Origin of the sequence: Lysinibacillus sp. fls2-241-R2A-57 (genome assembly GCF_030209535.1) — a bacterium.
Classification (GTDB): Bacteria; Bacillota; Bacilli; order Bacillales_A; family Planococcaceae; genus Lysinibacillus.
The window spans coordinates 1-15,887 of sequence record NZ_JARVRU010000066.1; the positions used below are offsets into that span (position 1 = coordinate 1).

General features: G+C 36.5%; 15 protein-coding genes. 11 read left to right on the top strand and 4 right to left on the bottom strand.

The genetic code is table 11. The features are described from left to right. Positions 1-232: 232 nt before the first annotated feature. On the bottom strand, positions 233-655 hold the full coding sequence (locus tag QRN68_RS12480; RefSeq protein ID WP_285397221.1) for a sigma factor regulator N-terminal domain-containing protein: 423 nt from the start codon (positions 653-655) through the stop codon (positions 233-235). Between the two features lie 650 nt (positions 656-1,305). Here QRN68_RS12480 and QRN68_RS12485 point away from each other — a divergent pair. The 10 genes from QRN68_RS12485 (at position 1,306) to QRN68_RS12530 (ending at position 11,593) form a co-directional block, all read left to right on the top strand. After that, entirely contained in the window at positions 1,306-2,319 is a 1,014-nt protein-coding gene (locus QRN68_RS12485) for a LacI family DNA-binding transcriptional regulator (RefSeq protein ID WP_285397222.1), read from the top strand. 36 nt (positions 2,320-2,355) lie between these two features. After that, positions 2,356-3,318 (top strand): nucleoside hydrolase, encoded by a 963-nt coding sequence (locus QRN68_RS12490; protein ID WP_285397223.1) that lies wholly within the window; start codon positions 2,356-2,358, stop codon positions 3,316-3,318. Positions 3,319-3,339: 21 nt separating this feature from the next. Then, positions 3,340-3,942, top strand: coding sequence for an ECF transporter S component (locus QRN68_RS12495; protein WP_285397224.1), 603 nt, complete (start codon positions 3,340-3,342; stop codon positions 3,940-3,942). A gap of 68 nt (positions 3,943-4,010) precedes the next feature. Further along, the gene (locus QRN68_RS12500) at positions 4,011-4,754 is read left to right on the top strand and encodes an energy-coupling factor transporter transmembrane component T family protein (RefSeq protein ID WP_285397225.1); all 744 of its coding nucleotides are present in this window, start codon (positions 4,011-4,013) and stop codon (positions 4,752-4,754) included. Further along, positions 4,751-5,617 carry an energy-coupling factor ABC transporter ATP-binding protein gene (locus QRN68_RS12505; protein WP_285397226.1) on the top strand — a complete coding sequence of 289 codons (867 nt, stop codon included), beginning with the start codon at positions 4,751-4,753 and terminating at the stop codon, positions 5,615-5,617. Before QRN68_RS12500 ends, QRN68_RS12505 begins: the two co-directional genes overlap by 4 nt. After that, positions 5,610-6,428, top strand: a complete 819-nt coding sequence (locus QRN68_RS12510) for an energy-coupling factor ABC transporter ATP-binding protein (RefSeq protein WP_285397227.1) — start codon at positions 5,610-5,612, stop codon at positions 6,426-6,428. The genes QRN68_RS12505 and QRN68_RS12510 overlap by 8 nt, the downstream gene beginning before the upstream one ends. 6 nt (positions 6,429-6,434) lie before the next feature. Continuing rightward, positions 6,435-7,322, top strand: a complete 888-nt coding sequence (rbsK, locus tag QRN68_RS12515) for a ribokinase (protein WP_285397228.1) — start codon at positions 6,435-6,437, stop codon at positions 7,320-7,322. A gap of 595 nt (positions 7,323-7,917) precedes the next feature. Beyond that, positions 7,918-8,124 carry a DUF6366 family protein gene (locus tag QRN68_RS12520; protein ID WP_285397229.1) on the top strand — a complete coding sequence of 69 codons (207 nt, stop codon included), beginning with the start codon at positions 7,918-7,920 and terminating at the stop codon, positions 8,122-8,124. Between the two features lie 83 nt (positions 8,125-8,207). Further along, positions 8,208-8,861, top strand: a complete 654-nt coding sequence (locus tag QRN68_RS12525; RefSeq protein ID WP_285397230.1) for a hypothetical protein — start codon at positions 8,208-8,210, stop codon at positions 8,859-8,861. A 743-nt stretch (positions 8,862-9,604) separates the two neighbouring features. Next, positions 9,605-11,593 carry a S9 family peptidase gene (locus QRN68_RS12530; RefSeq protein ID WP_285397231.1) on the top strand — a complete coding sequence of 663 codons (1,989 nt, stop codon included), beginning with the start codon at positions 9,605-9,607 and terminating at the stop codon, positions 11,591-11,593. A gap of 231 nt (positions 11,594-11,824) precedes the next feature. Here QRN68_RS12530 and QRN68_RS12535 read toward each other — a convergent pair whose 3' ends face one another. The 3 genes from QRN68_RS12535 to QRN68_RS12545 form a co-directional block, all read right to left on the bottom strand. Beyond that, positions 11,825-12,367 carry a GNAT family N-acetyltransferase gene (locus tag QRN68_RS12535; protein ID WP_285397232.1) on the bottom strand — a complete coding sequence of 181 codons (543 nt, stop codon included), beginning with the start codon at positions 12,365-12,367 and terminating at the stop codon, positions 11,825-11,827. Positions 12,368-12,781: 414 nt separating this feature from the next. Next, the gene (locus QRN68_RS12540) at positions 12,782-13,978 is read right to left on the bottom strand and encodes a class I SAM-dependent rRNA methyltransferase (RefSeq protein WP_285397233.1); all 1,197 of its coding nucleotides are present in this window, start codon (positions 13,976-13,978) and stop codon (positions 12,782-12,784) included. 62 nt (positions 13,979-14,040) lie between these two features. Further along, positions 14,041-14,958, bottom strand: coding sequence for an alpha/beta hydrolase (locus QRN68_RS12545; RefSeq protein WP_285397234.1), 918 nt, complete (start codon positions 14,956-14,958; stop codon positions 14,041-14,043). 172 nt (positions 14,959-15,130) lie between these two features. Between QRN68_RS12545 and QRN68_RS12550 the strand changes: the two genes are divergently transcribed. Next, positions 15,131-15,610 (top strand): dihydrofolate reductase, encoded by a 480-nt coding sequence (locus tag QRN68_RS12550; protein WP_285397235.1) that lies wholly within the window; start codon positions 15,131-15,133, stop codon positions 15,608-15,610. Positions 15,611-15,887 lie beyond the last annotated feature (277 nt).

The following is a 15,887-nucleotide window of genomic DNA, read 5'->3' on the forward strand; positions in this document are numbered from 1 at the left end:
ACAGCAACAAAGCGAGTAGCCCGTAGCGGAAATCAGATCCTTCTAATTTAATCAAGGTGGATAAAAATGGTTAATCAACACACCTGATTTTACATCAGAAAAGCGCGAGAAATCAACGTTTCTAAAATTGATTTTTCGCGCTTTTTAATATTTTGATCAGTTATGTCCCAGCCTCTTAATATTTATGTTTAGTTGTTTGTATTTCTAATATTGAGTGTCTGATGAAAAGTCTTTAGTCTCGTTCTACATACTTTCCGTCATTTTGGCTGTCATTATCTTTGTATGATACATACGCTTGAATGACTTTACCATTTTCAACTTTATAAACATAAAGTACTGTTGGTTCGTCATCAAATATCACTTTTATTTCGTATCCAAATGATGTTGTTAATAAATCTTCTTTGTCAAAACTAGTTTCCCAAGATGCATTAGGGTATTTCATTTCTAAATGTTCTTCAACCATTTGAGTATATTTATCATATGTTGCGTTCTGTATATATGGACGAACAGTTAGGAATACTGCATAGCTGATAAGGATAATAACTATAAAGCTATACAAAATTATTTTTCCTCTTTTTCTAAAAAAGAATGAAATTACGAAAAAGAAATAAATAGATCCAATCACAAAAAATAACTCTATTGCATTTGAAGCCATATATTCATCTCCTAATTAAATCTATTTTAATAAGGTTTTGGCTCTTCAACAAAACGTGTGGTTGATTTCCGTTCCGACTAGGCGCTTTGCCGCTGACGCTTCGCTTTCGCGCAGAGCAGAGCTTCCTGGGGGCGTCCGATGAGCCGCTTCACTCACGTCGCTCGCTCCAGGGTCTCATCTGTGACGCTGATCCCCAAGGAGTCGCCCAGTCTCCACTACAATCAACTAAAATACAGCGCATATATTTTAAAAAATGTCATCCACAACTTTTGGTGATGAGCCATGGTTTTTTTATATTTATTATAGTCTATGTAATAAAACATCGCCCAAAAAGTTGAGAATAAAATAAAATTGAGAGAGATTAAACATTTTCTTGGCCAAATGTTCAACTAATACTTTCGCGAGTTTTGTAAAAGTGGTCAATTGGCTCGTGAAGCTTTTCTCACTTCTTTGCAAATAGGGGCCGGTATAGGGAAAAAATCCCTTCATTTCATAGCTTATGTTTCATTTTTATTCTCGATCATCTGTTGTTTTCTGATTTTTCAGAATAATAATGACGATTTAACTATATTATGATATGGTGATAGAGAAAACGGTTTACGAAAACGTTTTCTCAAAGCATGATCCTATAGTAATAGTAGGTGAAGATTATGAAAAGATGGACCATTAAAGACATAGCGAAAAAAGCCGGTGTTTCTATTACGACTGTTTCGAGGGTGTTGAATCAAAAAGAAGAGGGAATGTCTCAACAGACACGTGAAAAGATACTTAAAGTGATGGAGGAAGTAGACTTCCAACCTAACCAATTTGCGCGAGGTTTAGTAACAAAGCAATCGAAAACATTTGGATTGATTGTTCCGAATATTTCTAATCCGTATTTTCCAGAATTATGTCGAGGGGTGGAAGATGAAGCGAATGAAAGAGAATATAGCTTAATCATCTGTAATTCTGATGATCGATCTGATAAAGAAAAGCGATATTTGCGACTATTAGAAGAACAACAAGTAGATGGTATCATTTTTTCGGCAAAAGATTATTTGGATCCATCCGATGAGGAGCAGTTGTCACGTGCGAAAATTCCTTTTGTTCTCATTGATAGGGGAAAGAATGAAAAAAAACATTCTTGTGTCTTTTTAGATAATGATAAAGGTGGATATTTAGCAGGAAAACATTTAATAGAGCTAGGACATAGAAAGATAGGATGCATTATAGGGCCAAGGTCCATTTCTTTAACTATTGAACGTTTGGAAGGTTTCAAAAGAGCACTGTCTGAATCAGGTGTTGAACTTTTGCCAGCACATATTATTGAAGGCAATTTTCAGATGGAAATGGCATACGATAAGTCCAAAGACCTTCTTATGAAAAAAGAAGTAACGGCTATATTTGCTTTTAATGATGTAATGGCATTCGGTGTTTACCGTATGGCTCATGAGCTTGGTATTCAAATACCAACGGAATTATCCATTGTAGGCTTTGACGACATTCCGTTTGTATCTGTATTAATACCTAAACTTACTACAATTCGTCAGGATACTTATCAGATGGGGCGAGAGGCTGTAAAGCTTTTAATCCAAAAACTTGAAAATGCCGAAACGAAATCCGTTATGTTTAATCCGACTCTGATAGTACGAGAAAGTAGTACCTCACCAAATCTATTACTATAACTCTAACAATGTAGTTTAACTAAAGGAGTGAAATTGATGAAAAAAATACCAGTAATTATTGATTGCGACCCAGGAATTGACGATGTCATGGCACTTTTATTAGCTTTTTCTCGTGATGATCTGGATATTAAGTTAATTACAACGGAGCCGGGAAATCAAACTCAAGATAAAACAATTTACAATGCTAGAGCCTTCACAAGCTATATGAAACAAAATATTGAAATCGCGAGAGGGTTGGACGCTCCTTTTTTCCGTAAACTTGAGGTTGCTGATGAGGTTCATGGGGAAAGTGGGTTAGGAGATGTCATTTTACCGGAGCCGGATTTACTTGAAAGTGATCGAACAGCTATCAATGCTATAACAGATGTTTTAACTAAAAGTGAGGAACCAATCGTTTTAATCGCAACTGGCCCTCTTACAAATATCGGAGCATTGCTGCTTGCTCATCCAGAAGTAAAAGGAAAAATCAGTTATATATCTTATATGGGTGGCGCAGCTGTTGCCGGCAATATGAGTCCTTTTGCAGAATTTAATGTCTATGTTGATCCGCATGCAGCCGATATCGTTTTTCGTTCAGGAATTCCTATTGTCATGAGCGGACTTGATGTTACTCATAAAGCGTATGTCAATATGGAAGAATTGGATCAAATTGAAAGCATGGGTACAGATTTATCACATAAAATTAGTTCTATGCTTCGTTTTTATATACAAAATGCCAAAAATACTGATTTCCGAGAAACTGATTTTGAAAATGGTATTCGTTTACACGATTTATGTGCTGTTTCATATGTTGTCACTCCAGAACTTTTCAAAGGGGAAGATTGCTTTGTGGCGGTTGAAACAGAAGGGCGTCATACGGCTGGTGCGACCGTTGTCGATTACATGCACCGTTCCGGCAAACCTCATAATGTAAAAGTATTACACTCGGTCAATCGTGAAGCTTTTGTCAATCAATTTATAGAAGCGGTTGCAAAAATGAGCCGTCAAATCAGTCAATAATAAAAAAGGTGGGAAACCAAGATGAAACGTAGTTTTAAAGATGACTTTAATATGATGTCTATGCTTCTTATTCCAATTGGTGTAGCAGTTAACATTGTCGGTTTTCAAATTGCTAACGTTTTAAGGCTCCCTATTTTTCTTGATACGATTGGAACCATTTTAATCGGGGTCGTTGCTGGTCCATGGGTAGCATTACTTGCTGGATTAATTACAAACCTTATTAATGGCATTTTCAATCCTACGTATTTTCCGTATGCGATTACATCGATGGCGATTGGTTTAGGAGTAGGGTACTTGGCTAAAGGCGGAATGTTTAAAAATATTCCTAAAACGATTATTTCAGGTATTGTCATTACATTCATTGCTGTTATCGTATCTGCCCCGATTACAGTGCTTGTTTTTGGAGGAGCTACTGGAAGTACAGGATCGCTTCTTACAGCTACATTCCTTGCTTCAGGACAAAAAATTTGGAGTGCCGTATTTGCTTCATCTTTTATCTTTGAAATTGCGGACAAAGTAGTATCTGTTCTAATCGTATACTTTATTGTAAGAAAAATGTCTAATCGCTATTTATCAAAAATGAATTACGGAACGCTATATATGAAACGTGAAAGCAATAACTAATTGTTTCATAAACTCTTTCCGCTCTGCCTGAGCGAAAAAGATTCTACTTTTTCTAAGGAGGGTTCACAGTGCAAAAAAATTTCATTCAGCAGCTGCATCCATTGACTAAATTCTTCTTTGCATTGTTTGTATCAGCTTCCGTTCTTATTATTCCCGGGTTCATATTCTCATTTCTAGTTTTTCCGATGTTACTTCTGATCGCTGTTGCTGCAGGTGTTGCGAAAGAATTTTTTGGAACGGTCATGAAAGCTTTGTTATTTTTACTAATTATCGTTTTCTTCATGCAGCTCTTTTTCTATCCAGGTGATCATTTGATTGGACAATGGGGAATATTTAAATGGACTGAGGAAGGCTTAAATTACGGATTAACGCTTACTTCTCGTATTCTTGCGATGGGCTCTGTCTTCATATTATTTTTCCGTTTGACAGAAGTTCGTGACTTTGTGAAATCGCTTGAAGACGCTGGTCTACCTCCGATGGGAGCGTATGTTGTTTTATCAACACTACAAATTATTCCTGAAATGCGACGTCAGGCGAACACAATTATGGATGCTCAAAAAACACGTGGGGTCGAAACGGAAGGGTCCATGTTGACTAGAGCGAGAGCATTTATTCCAACCTTAACTCCTCTCATATTATCATCGATATCAAGTACTGAAGAACGAGCAATTACTCTAGAATCGAGAGCGTTTTCTGCGCCAACAAAAAAGACAAGTTTGCATAAGCTGACAAAAAGTACAGCTGATCGAATTCTACCATTCATCTACTTGATTATTTTAATAGGAATGGTGTTATGGAGGATACTTACATGAATTCCATCATTGAAATGACAAATGTCTCGTATCGATATCCAGTCAGTGATGATTGGATTATAAAAAATGCATCTTTTACAATTGAAAAGGGAAAATTTACAGCCATTATCGGCAATAATGGTTCCGGTAAAACGACTCTTTGTAATATCATTCGTGGATTCATTCCACATTTTTATAAAGGAGTGCTTGAAGGGGACGTTATTGTAGATGATAAAAAAATAATAGAGTATCAATTAGGTCAATTAGGAGAAAAAATTGGCTATGTTTTTCAAAATCCTTTCATCCAAGTATCAGGAGTAAAAGATACGGTTTTTGACGAAGTAGCATATGGGCTCGAAAATTTAGGTGTAGAAGAAAATGAAATTATAGACCGAGTAAATGAAATATTACAGCTTGTTAAAATCGAGCATTTACGAGAAAAACATCCAATGGGACTTTCTGGTGGTCAACGTCAACGTGTTGCTCTTGCTTCAATCATCGTAATGAATCCCGATATCCTTGTTATTGACGAGCCAACATCTCAGTTAGACCCAATTGGAACGGAGCATGTTTTTGATATCATTCGCCTTATGAAAGAAAAGGGAAAAACAATTATTCTAGTCGAACATAAAATGGACTTAATTGCTGAATATGCAGACAATCTTATCGTCCTCAATGAAGGTGAAATTGTTTTACAAGGTCCGACGCGAGAAGTTTTTGCGGATCCACGATATGGAGACTGTAACATTCAATACCCTCATGTAACCGAGGTCGCTCTAAAATTACAAAAAAATGGTGTTAATTTAAAATATGTCCCAATTCGTAACGAAGAATTACCTGAAAGCATTAGTTGGGCAAGCGTAGGGGAGAGTGTTTATGACTGAACTTCAATTGAAAAACGTTAGTTTCGCTTATCCCGATGGAACAAAAGCGTTAGAAAACTTCACACTTACTGTTCCTGCTGGCCAACGTCTAGCTATTATTGGGCAAAATGGGGCCGGAAAAACGACCGCAGTAAAATTGATGAACGGTCTTTTAAAGCCAACTGAAGGTACGGTTTATGTTGGGGATTGGGATACAAAAGAGTATACGACAGCTCAAGTATCCCGAAAGGTCGGCTATGTATTTCAAAACCCGGACGATCAAATTTTCCATAATGAAGTGGAATTAGAAGTTCAGTTTGGGCCAAAAAATATGGGCTTTGATCCAGAACGTGTAGCGCTGCTAACAGATTGGGCGATGGAGTTATGCGGAATTAGTAATGTTTCACACGAAAATCCTTATAATCTCCCATATTCCGTACGTAAATTTGTTACCATTGCTTCCGTTTTGGCAATGGATTCCGATGTAATTATTTTGGATGAGCCGACTGCTGGACAGGATCGGATTGGATTAGATTTATTAAGTAGGCTTTTAGACGAATTGGAGGGCAAAGGAAAGACTGTTATTACAATTACACACGATATGGAATTTGTCACGGAATATTTCTCCCGAATCGTTGTAATGGCAAATCGAAAAATTATTGCAGATGATGATTCAGAACATATTTTTTATAACCATGCGATATTAGAAGAAAGTATGCTGAAACCGCCTGCAGTTGCTAAAATGGCCAACATATTGGGCTTGGAGAAAGGTATTTTGACAAAAGGTCAATTATTATCCGTATTAAAGACAAGAGATTTTAAGAGAGGATGATAATTGGTGGATATTGCATTAGTCGGGAGCATCAATATAGATCTGGTCTATCGTGTTCCTTATATTGTAAATAACGGTGAAACGCTTCACAGTGTTTCCCATAGTGTTCATTTTGGTGGAAAAGGTGCTAACCAAGCTGTAACTGCAAGCCAACTAGGAGCAGATGTTCATTTTATTGGAAAAGTAGGCGAAGATGAATTCGGGGAACATGCGATAAAAAATTTACAAGATAAAGGCGTTTCTGTTGATTCCGTACGTAAGGAAGGGGCTACTGGGCAAGCGATCATCCAAGTGACAGATGTTGGTGATAATGCAATCGTTTTATTTTCCGGTGCAAACTTTTTAGTGACACCTAAACAAATTGAACAGGAAGCTACTATCATTTCTTTAAGTAAGGTCCTCCTTCTTCAGCTTGAAATACCGCTTGATACAGTTGAAAGGGCCGTGGAAATCGCATCTCAACATGGAAAAATCGTTATCCTAAATCCAGCACCTTCTCAAAAATTACCGAATTCTTTATTGAAGAATATTACATTTCTAACTCCGAATGAAACAGAACTTGCGCAGTTGACGGGTATTGAAACGACAACGGAAGAAAATATTCGCTCCGCTTGTAGTTTATTGCTGGATAAAGGGGTTGGAACGGTAGTCGTTACACTTGGATCTAAAGGCTCTTTTTATATGAATCGTAAAGAAAGTGGCTGGGTACAAGCGCTGAGCGTTGACACAATCGATACAACTGGTGCGGGAGATGCATTTAATGGAGCATTGGCAGTAGGGCTATGTAGGGGAGATTCACTTCGAAGTTCGATTGAGTTTGCCACGAAAGTTGCCGCTTATGTCGTGACTCAGATGGGTGCTCAACCACTTATCCCAGATTCAATTATGGAATAAATGATAACCGTAGCACTTCGTCGGAGTGTGGTTGACAGACCTTTCAGGATGTCTTTAGACATGGCTCAGTCCACCAGCCGATTCCATTTAGTTGTATCAGGGGATAATGGTAGTAAGAAAAAGATTTTGACTATACTTAAGGAGAATTGGGAGCTTTAATTAGGAGGTCTAAATCTTTTAGTCAAAAATTAATAAAATTTGTTGTATTAATAATTAATTTAATACATGGTGTTTTAGACAGAATTACAAAGATGTGATTCTGTCTTCTTCATTATTTGGTCTCCTAGGGTAAATATTTTACCCAGTATATTCAAGGAAAATAAATACTCGATGTCGAATTATCCTATATAGAAAAGTATATTATTTTGGGTGTTAATTGTGACTATGGTTATTAGGCGTAATAAACGTGATAGGAATGGTTAGAATACTTGCTTTCTGAAGATGTGATTTGCAATATTAAAAATTAGTAAACTGTAAAAGAGAAGATACTTATGAGTGAGGATAAAACTTTGTATTCGTGTATATTCCAAATAACCATAATTATGCATATTTCTTTCTAGAAACAAAAAATAATTTTTTGGGAGGTGTTTGGCACATGGATTCAAAGGAAAAGGAAACACCAGAAGAAAAAAGAGAACGTTTAAGACAAAGTGAATTAAAAAATAATCCTACTGGTTCTCTAAATGATGGAGTAAATAGAGGAATTGGTGGGAATTTAGCTGGTATGGGTTGGAAAGATACAGTGGTATTGATTTTAGTGTTATTTATAGGATATATTGTATACAAATTAATTAATAGGTAAAAATAAATAATTTTCAGAAAATTCATCCTTTTTCGACATCTATGTGTTGATATAAAGAAAATCAAAGAAAGGATGATAATAATATGTTCAAAAAAATCTTTACTTCTATTTTTGCACTGTCTCTTTTCGGATTTTTGTCAATGGGTACAAGTTATGCAAGAGACGATTTATCAAACTCTAAGTTACTAGATGATGCTCAAGTTAAAGTCAGTATTACTAATGATGAAACGGGAGAAACAATTTTTTTAGATCCAATCATTTTAAAAAATAATCTGAACGTTAAATCTTTTAAGCTTGACAATGAATCAGAAGTTTTCGGTTATGATGTTTTTATTCCTATAGAAAATCAGAACTCTCTAAATTTTACTCCTTATGATGTCGGTGGGGGTTTAACAACTGAATCTGGAATCACTGCTAGGTTATACAGTGAATATAATTTAAGATCAAATAACTCAGAGATTAAATTAAATAAAGTATATGGCGGTTGGTCTCCGAGTAACCAAATGTTTAGATTATCAAATAGAACAGTTAACGCACATTCTGGTTCTGCACTTGGTACTAGCCTTCCTGCGAAAAATCCAACGTCAAATAGTTTCAATTATACTACTGGATTTGGATGGAATATGTTTGGGGGTGGAGATGGTAGTCCAAGAGCTTGGTCTTCAGTAAAAGTTTCAATAACTGGAATGACTTCAACATCAACTGTTAAATTGGACATCACATTCCCTAATAAATAACAAGTAAAAGACCTTTTAGATTTTTGAGAACGAGTATAATATTCAAAAGCTAGTATAACAGGAGATTGGGACAAAACTAGTAGATATCCATGGAAAAGAGAAATCGATATTCATTCGATTTCTCTTTTTTCTTAGATTTGATTATTCTATTTTCTATATCCAATTTCGCTGTTAATAGGCGTGTATTTCCGAAGATTTACTGCCTTTAAAGTAAATTAGCCTTCAGGAATCCAAAAACTGGATCGACATCGATTTTCCGATGTCGATAGATAGCACCTATTTTTTCTTCTGAAAGCATTGATGGCGTAGGTGATTTCAATTTCTTGAAGTTTTATTTCTATATCTAGCGGTAAAACAATTTGATTTATTTTATACTTTATAAACAAATATAAGGACACTTCTTCCAATTGGTTATTGTGTGGTAACTTAATTTTATTGAAGATGTCCTTTCTTTTTTATCAAAATTTATATGTTCAAATACAAAGCCCGGAAAACTTTACTGTTCGTAAAATTTCCGAGCATCTTACTATATTTCACTTTTTATTGACGTTTTATCCCAAATCCCTCTGATTTACCTATCTCTTAAAAATAAATATAAGTAGCAATTCACCTGTTGGAATTCTCGCCACTGTTAAATCCTCTCTGAGTAAAAAAAAAACTTTCTCCTTAAAAGCAGGAATAATACTTAGGGGATCGAAATAATGTAGTATGTAATGAAATTTCAACACAAAGGGGATAAAAATATGACATTGAAACAAGGGATAAAACCAGAGGATCTATATCAATTAAAATCGGTGGCGGATCCACAAGTATCACCTGATGGAACAGAAGTTGTCTACGTAGAAACACATATTGATGAGAAGAAAAAGGACTATGTGTCTAATTTATTTTACATAAACTTGAATGAAAAAAAGCCTCAACAATGGACATTTGGTGAAGATAAAACGAATTCACCTGTTTGGTCTCCAGATGGCAATAAAATTGCGTTTGTGTCAACGAGAAATGGCAAGCCACAAATTTTTGTTCTTGCTAAAGCAGGTGGGGAAGCGCAACAAGTGACTAATTGTAAAAACGGTGCGACATCACCTACTTGGTCGCCGTGTGGAGAGAAAATTGCCTTCTCTGTCAAGCTTGGTAAAGATGAAAACATTGATGATAAAGCTGAAAAGAATCAGAAAGAAGACAAAGAACTAAAACCTCTTGAAATTGAGAAGATGAAACATAAATCAGATGCAGCTGGATTTTTGGATATGGAGCAATTTTCTCAAATTGCAATCGTCCATCTTGAATCTGGCGAATTAGAGCTAGTGACGGAAGGGAAACATAATTTACAGCTTGGCACATGGTCTCCGAACGGTAAATATCTTTCTTACACTGCAGACTTAACAGAGGATCTAGACTTTTCATTCATAAGTGATATTTACTTATTGGATTTAGAAACGAAACATGGTCGTAAGCTAACGGAAGGAACAGGGGTATTTTATCAAACTTCATGGTCTCCAAACAGCCGTTATATAGCATATGTTGGAAGTGAAAGAGAATTTGAAAATGCGACGCATGCAAAGCTATGGATTTATGATTTGGAAAATAACAATAAGACATGTGTAACGAGTGAATTTGACGTACCTGTTGGTGATTTTGCCATTGGCGATTTCCTTCAAGGCGTAGTTGCTCCGCATGTCCAATGGTTGGAGGATAATAAAAGCTTTTATTTCCAAGTGACTGATCGCGGAAATACAGCTATTTATTTTGGCAATCTATCGGGAGAATTATATCCAGCTATACATGATGATCAGTATGTATACGGTTTTTCGCTTGATCATAAAAATGATAAAGCGGTAGTGGCAATCAGTACGACGACAAATCCTGGTGATCTATTTTACGTAAATTTAAATACAGGTGAAAAGGAACAGCTTACTAAAGTTAATGAAGAATTTTTAAAGACGAGAGAATTGTCTGTTCCGGAAGCAGTTGAATTTGAAGGGGCAGATGGCTGGAAAGTAAGCGGCTGGATGATGAAGCCAGTCGGATATGAGGAAGGGGAAAAATATCCACTTATTCTTGAAATCCACGGTGGTCCGCACGCTATGTATGCCAACACCTATTTTAACGAATTCCAAATCCTTGCTGCACAAGGTTTTGCGGTTCTGTATACGAATCCCCGTGGAAGCCATGGATATGGTCAAAAATTTGTGGATGCAGTCCGTGGTGATTATGGCGGCAATGATTATAATGATTTAATGGCGGCTGTTGATTATGCATTGGAGCATTATGATTTCATTGACCAGGACCGTCTTGGTGTTACAGGTGGGAGCTATGGGGGCTTCATGACAAACTGGATTGTCGGACAGACAAATCGCTTTAAAGCAGCAGTTACGCAACGTTGCATTTCTAACTGGATAAGCTTTTATGGCGTAAGTGATATCGGCTATTATTTCAATGACTGGCAAATCCAGGCGGGACTAGACAATATAGAGAAGCTATGGAATCATTCGCCACTTAAATATGTAGACAATGTGCAGACGCCACTGTTAATTTTACACAGTGAAAAAGACTATCGCTGTCCGATTGAACAGGCAGAGCAATTATTTATCGCCTTAAAACATCGTAAAAAAGAAACAAAATTTGTCCGCTTCCCTGAGTCTAATCATGAACTTTCAAGGAGCGGAAAACCAACGTTAAGAATTAATAGACTTGAATATATTAGGGATTGGTTTGTGGAATATTTATAGGAGAGATATTGGTGGCTTAAGAAGTGAAAATACTTCTTAGGCCACCTTTTTTTCAATCCGAATAAAAACACGTTAAAGAGGTGTAGTTTAGTTATCCTTTCAAATTCAGTTTGTAGAAAGCACAAGATTTTGTCAGTTTGATTCAGACTATAAAGAACTGAAATCCGATTATTGTATGTGTTATGGAACTAGATGAGCGGAAACACATTTTTGAGAAACGGTGCTGCGGAATTATTCATTAATAATTCCGTAATATACTATATCCTCGTATTTACCGTCTTTTATGACATGATCCTTTAAAATTCCTTCTTGTTTCATACCAAGCTTCTCCATTACTTTTCCAGAAGCGGGGTTCGATGAAAAATATCGTGCAAATACTTTATGCATTTTCTTTTCTTCAAAGGCAAATTGTAAAATCGACTGTGCTGCCTCTGTTGCATAACCTTTTCCCCAATATTGCTCACCAATCCAATAAGCTATTTCTCCTTGGTTAAAAGGTTTATTGTTCGATAATCCAATTGCTCCATATAAGTCCCCAGTTTCTTTATCTGTGACTGCAAACTCGTATGAAAAATCCTCGATAAAATTATCATAATGGAATTCTATCCATGATAATGCATCATCTAAATTATACGGAAAAGGTAGGTACAACGTGCTTTTATAAATATTATAATTATTGCAAAGTGTCGCAACCGTTTCTGCATCGGATGTTTGAAATAATCTAAGAACGAGCCTTTCTGTTGTAATCATTAATTTTTCAGGAACATATCCCATTCAATCATCTCCATTAATTAATAATTTCGCACTCATCACCAAAAGTTGAGGGTGACATTTGTTAAAACTTATGTCATGTGAGTAGATTATTTAGAGTAGAAACAGGGCGACTCCTTGGGGATTAACATTACAGATGAGACCTTATATCAGAGGAACGAAAAAAACAACACATCCTGTGATAACGCCTTCGTGGCCAACATCCTAATGCCCAAAGTAGATCATCGGACGCCCCTAGGAAAGCGTTCGGTCGAAACGAAAATCAACTTATATAATGGCGATGTGACTATAATTTGTAAATTACATTATATGATAAGTGGGAAATTCAAACAATGACAAGAGAGGGGGTTAGCAAAAATATTTCTCCCAAACAAAAAAAGACAGAATTCTAAGAAAGCAATTCTGTCTTTGTATCATTTAGTTGAGTTTTTCAATAAAAACAACTTTTAAATAATTGAATTCAGGATATTCACGTGGGGCACGGAAATCCTTTGGTAAGCTGAATTCTTCAACAATTTTATAGCCTGTTTTTGTTTGCTTAAATGCTTGGTCAATAAAGCTCTTGAACTTTTTCATCCCAAAGCTTGCGTTGTTCGTTGAGGCAACGATGATACCATTTTTCTCGGTAATGGCGATTGTATCCATGAGTAATTTAGGATAGTCTTTCGCCGTTGAGAATGTTCTTTCCTTCGTACGTGCAAAGCTAGGTGGATCTAACACAACTAGGTCAAATTTTAAATTGTGGCGCTGAGCATATTTAAAATAGTTAAAGACATCCATTACTTTAATATCCTGTGATTCGTAATCAATGCTATTGACGCTAAATTGCTCAATTGTTTTGGCTAAACTCCGCTTTGCTACATCCACACTTGTCGTTTTTACTGCTCCTCCAAGTGCCGTGGCAACAGAAAATGCACCAGTATATGAGAACGTATTGAGCATATTTTTACCCTCTGCGTAACGTTCGCGAATGGCAAGTCTCACTTCTCGTTGATCGAGGAAAATACCTGTCATGGCGCCATCGTTTAAATTGACAGCGTATTTCATATTATTTTCCGATACGATAATTGGAAATTCGCCAGGCGTTCCCATGACAAAATCGTCCTGTTCCATATACTGACCTTTCGTATCGAAACGTTTTTTCTCATAAATAGCCTTGTAGTTTACTGTCTCTGCAAGGGCTTCATATACTTCTTCTTTAAATGAATAAATGCCAGCGCTATACCAGCTCACCATATAGTAAGAATCGAAAAAGTCAATCGTTAAACCGCCAACGCCATCACCCTCGCCATTAAAGATTCGGAAGGCTGTTGTGTGAGGATTGTTGAAAAATGCTTCTCGATTTTGTATGGCCTTTTTAAATTTTTTCATAAAAAAGGCTGTGTCTATATTTTCATTAGCATCAGTTGTTAGCACCCAACCAATACCTTTGTTTTGTAAGCCATAGTATCCTGTACCGATAAAACGGTTATGAATATCTGTAAGTCTTAATAGTGCGCCTTCCTCTTTTGGAAGATGTCGTGCATCAACGGCATCCTTTGAAATAAGAGGATAGCCTTTTCTTAATTGATCGGAAAAGGGATTGTTAATTTGTAAAGCAATAGTTTGTGTCATGTTGTCATCCTTTAAAAAACATTTTGCTCTATTATCGCACTATTTTATATGGATAGACAAACTTATTTCACGAAATTAGCAATTTTTTCAGTCGTTTCAATAGTTGCTTGTTCGAAAAAATTCATTTTGCTAAAGTAACTATGGATTAAACCGGTCATATTTACATGCTCAACAGTCACTCCTGCATCCGCGAGCTTATGTGCGTAAGCAAGACCTTCATCGTAAAGGACATCTGCTTCTGCTGCAATAATAATCGTTTTTGGTAAAACGCTTAAGTCCTCAATCTGAAGTGGGGAAACATATGGATTTTTATAGTTTTGTCTATCTGCGTAATGACCTGCAAACCATTGCATTCCTTCTTTGTCTAAGCCATAGTTTTCCCCGTAAGCACTGTAGGAAGCCGTTGTAAAATCAACATTGACTACAGGATAAATCAGTGCTTGAGTTTTAATCGCAGGTCCATTTAATGTAGCAGCTAAGTAGGCGACAACAGTTGCTAAGTTTCCACCTGCGCTATCACCAGCTACTGTTAGATTTGCTGTATCTCCGCCAAAATGTTGGATGTTCTCATAAACCCATTTTAAAGCGTCATAGGCATCGTAGAGCGGAGTAGGGAATGGGTATTCTGGTGCTGGGCGATAATCGACCGATACTACGATTGCTTGGGCTTTTTTTGCTAATAGCTGACAGCTTGCATCCGTGGAGTCTAAATTCCCAAAAACCCAACCTCCACCGTGATAATATACAATGACAGGAAGTTTTTTGTCTAAAACAGGTTTATAAATGCGCACATTAATTTGCGCACCATCTCGAACTGATATTTTTCTATTTTCAATTGCCGCAAGCTGTGGGCTATATGGTGACGTCCATTTTGGCACTATTCGAATGGCTCTTACTTCTTGTGGTGTTAAATCATAGTACGGTTTAGAAGAATCACTTGCCTTAATATAACGGATCGCTTCATCTCTTAACTTCGTCATCTTCATCAATCCTTTTAATTTCATTTGGTAATCTTATTATAAACTATTCTTATAATATTACTAGGAATTAATGTTGGAAAAGAAAATAATTTAATTTCTAAGCAGAAATAATCTGATTGTAAAGTAAAATTATGTTTATAATATAGAGAACGATAGTATTTGGAGGGACAATATGATTTCTTTAATTGTGGCACATGATAATAATTATGTGATTGGTTATGAAAATGGCATGCCGTGGCATTTGCCTGGAGATTTAAAATATTTTAAGGATAAAACGATGGGGAAGCCAATGATTATGGGGCGTAAAACATTCGAATCCATCGGTAGACCGCTTCCTGGTCGTCGCAATATTGTCATTACTCGTGACGCAAGTTATCATGCGGACGGGATTGAAGTGGTGACAAGTTTAGAGGGTGCCCTCGCCCTTGCTGGAGATGTTCCAGAAATTATGATTATTGGTGGCGAGCAAATTTTCCGTTCATGTATGGATATAGCTGATCGCTTGTACATTACAAAAATTAACCATTCGTTTAATGGGGATACATATTTCCCGAATTATGAACAGAATTTTGAAAATGTATCCTCAGAGGAACCGGAAACAGCGCCAGAAGGTTACACTTTCCAATATCAGATTTTCGAACGTAAGAACTAAATAAAATAGGTACTAAAAAGCACGGTGATAAAATGACCGTGCTTTTTTGGCGTTCAAAAAAAGGTATTTGGAAATATTTGTAGAATAAATGATTGTAAGGCTCATCAGCATTATGAGGGCTTGATTTTCGTTCCGACTGGGCGCTTTAAATTCGATAATTCTATCGTAGTGCCGAATAGAAATATCAAGTGACGGAAAGAAACGCCGGAGTGACGGAATGAACCATCAAAGCGACGGATAGAAATGTCGAAGTGACGGAAAGAGCCATCGAAACGAC

What these genes read in the sequence shown, in the direction of transcription:
- QRN68_RS12480 (WP_285397221.1), bottom strand. Translation starts at nt 655, where the DNA reads ATGGCTTCAAATGCAATAGAGTTATTTTTTGTGATTGGATCTATTTAT.
- QRN68_RS12485 (WP_285397222.1), top strand. Translation starts at nt 1,306, where the DNA reads ATGAAAAGATGGACCATTAAAGACATAGCGAAAAAAGCCGGTGTTTCT.
- QRN68_RS12490 (WP_285397223.1), top strand. Translation starts at nt 2,356, where the DNA reads ATGAAAAAAATACCAGTAATTATTGATTGCGACCCAGGAATTGACGAT.
- QRN68_RS12495 (WP_285397224.1), top strand. Translation starts at nt 3,340, where the DNA reads ATGAAACGTAGTTTTAAAGATGACTTTAATATGATGTCTATGCTTCTT.
- QRN68_RS12505 (WP_285397226.1), top strand. Translation starts at nt 4,751, where the DNA reads ATGAATTCCATCATTGAAATGACAAATGTCTCGTATCGATATCCAGTC.
- QRN68_RS12510 (WP_285397227.1), top strand. Translation starts at nt 5,610, where the DNA reads ATGACTGAACTTCAATTGAAAAACGTTAGTTTCGCTTATCCCGATGGA.
- QRN68_RS12520 (WP_285397229.1), top strand. Translation starts at nt 7,918, where the DNA reads ATGGATTCAAAGGAAAAGGAAACACCAGAAGAAAAAAGAGAACGTTTA.
- QRN68_RS12525 (WP_285397230.1), top strand. Translation starts at nt 8,208, where the DNA reads ATGTTCAAAAAAATCTTTACTTCTATTTTTGCACTGTCTCTTTTCGGA.
- QRN68_RS12530 (WP_285397231.1), top strand. Translation starts at nt 9,605, where the DNA reads ATGACATTGAAACAAGGGATAAAACCAGAGGATCTATATCAATTAAAA.
- QRN68_RS12535 (WP_285397232.1), bottom strand. Translation starts at nt 12,367, where the DNA reads ATGGGATATGTTCCTGAAAAATTAATGATTACAACAGAAAGGCTCGTT.
- QRN68_RS12540 (WP_285397233.1), bottom strand. Translation starts at nt 13,978, where the DNA reads ATGACACAAACTATTGCTTTACAAATTAACAATCCCTTTTCCGATCAA.
- QRN68_RS12545 (WP_285397234.1), bottom strand. Translation starts at nt 14,958, where the DNA reads ATGACGAAGTTAAGAGATGAAGCGATCCGTTATATTAAGGCAAGTGAT.
- QRN68_RS12550 (WP_285397235.1), top strand. Translation starts at nt 15,131, where the DNA reads ATGATTTCTTTAATTGTGGCACATGATAATAATTATGTGATTGGTTAT.